A 1,784-nucleotide genomic window follows, 5' to 3' on the forward strand; every position below is an offset into this window, starting at 1 on the left:
CCTGTGGCGCCAAGAATAGCCACAATGCCGCCAGTCATGTATTCACAAGCGTTATCGCCAGCACCTTCTATGACGGCGATGGTGCCAGAGTTACGAACACCAAAACGCTCTCCCGCTTTACCCGCAGCAAACAGTTTGCCTCCTGTCGCGCCGTACAAACATGTGTTACCGATAATGGTGGCTTCGTTACATTTAAATGCAGTGCCTAGGTGAGGTTTAATCGCGATTTTACCGCCTGCCATGCCTTTGCCTACGTAGTCGTTCGCATCACCAGTGAGGTAAAGCTCTACGCCGCCCGCATTCCAAACACCAAACGACTGGCCAGCCGTACCATCAAGATAGATTTTGATTGGCGAAGCTGCCAAACCTTGGTTGCCATAGCGTTTTGCTATCTCACCAGATAAACGCGCGCCAACAGAACGGTCGGTGTTGATGACGTTGTAGAAGAAACTTGCTGATTGGCTGTTTTCGACAGCATTCAAGGCATCATCAACGATTTTTTGGTTGAGTTCGGCTTTATCAAACGGTTTGTTTGGCTCCGTCCAAAATAGTGGATGACCTTCGGCTGAAATAGGAGCTTCTAAGATGTTTGATAGATCCAACTTGGTTTGCTTCGCTGTGAACCCCTCGACGGCTTCAAGTAAATCAGTACGACCAATTAAGTCTGTCAGCTTCTCTACGCCGAGTGCTGCGAGTAACTCACGTACTTCATCGGCAAGGCCAGTAAAATAGTTCATTACCATTTCTGGTAAGCCTTTAAAGTACTCTTTACGAAGGGTTTCATCTTGAGTTGCCACACCCGTTGCACAGTTGTTCAAGTGGCAAATACGTAAGAATTTACAACCCATAGCAACCATTGGTGCGGTACCAAATCCGAAGCTTTCCGCACCAAGAATCGCGGCCTTAACAACATCTAGCCCTGTTTTTAACCCGCCATCTACTTGAAGACGAATCTTATGGCGAAGGCCATTTGCAACCAGTGCTTGTTGGGTTTCTGCGAGGCCAAGTTCCCAAGGACTACCTGCGTATTTCACCGAAGTCAGTGGACTTGCGGCCGTACCGCCATCGTAACCTGAGATAGTGATGAGGTCGGCGTAAGCTTTTGCGACCCCTGTGGCTATGGTGCCGACACCCGGCTCGGAGACGAGTTTCACCGAAACTAGGGCATTCGGGTTGACTTGTTTAAGGTCGAAGATCAGCTGGGCTAAATCCTCGATCGAATAAATATCGTGATGTGGAGGAGGGGAGATTAACGTCACTCCTTGCACCGAGTAACGCAGCTTGGCGATTTCTGCCGTGACTTTGTGCCCTGGTAGCTGACCACCTTCACCAGGTTTAGCTCCTTGTGCAACCTTGATTTGCAGTACGTCTGCATTGGTTAGGTAATGAGGCGTAACCCCAAAACGGCCTGATGCGATCTGCTTGATTCGCGAGTTACGCTCGGTGCCAAAACGACGAGGATCTTCACCACCTTCGCCAGAGTTAGAGTAACCACCAAGACGGTTCATCGCCGTTGCAAGTGCTTCGTGTGCCTCTGGGCTCAACGCTCCGATAGACATGGCGGCAGAATCAAAACGTTTGAACAATTCTGTTTTAGGTTCGATTCGTTCAAGTGGCAATGGCGAGTCAGTTTTTTTCAGTGCCATTAGGTCACGCAACATCGCGACAGGGCGCTCGTTTACTTGTTTGGCAAAACTTTGATAATCGTTACTTTCACCAGATTTCACCGCTTTTTGCAGTGTGCCTACCACATCAGGGTTGTAGGCATGGTACTCACCGCCATG

1 protein-coding gene is annotated in these 1,784 nt (G+C 49.4%); it reads right to left on the reverse strand.

Features of this window, described 5'->3' with window-relative positions:
- Positions 1-1,784: glutamate synthase large subunit (gene gltB / locus R7Q47_RS23595; protein ID WP_318089541.1), on the reverse strand; the 1,784-nt coding region annotated here is incomplete at both ends.

The organism is Vibrio sp. Vb0349, from assembly GCF_033338975.1.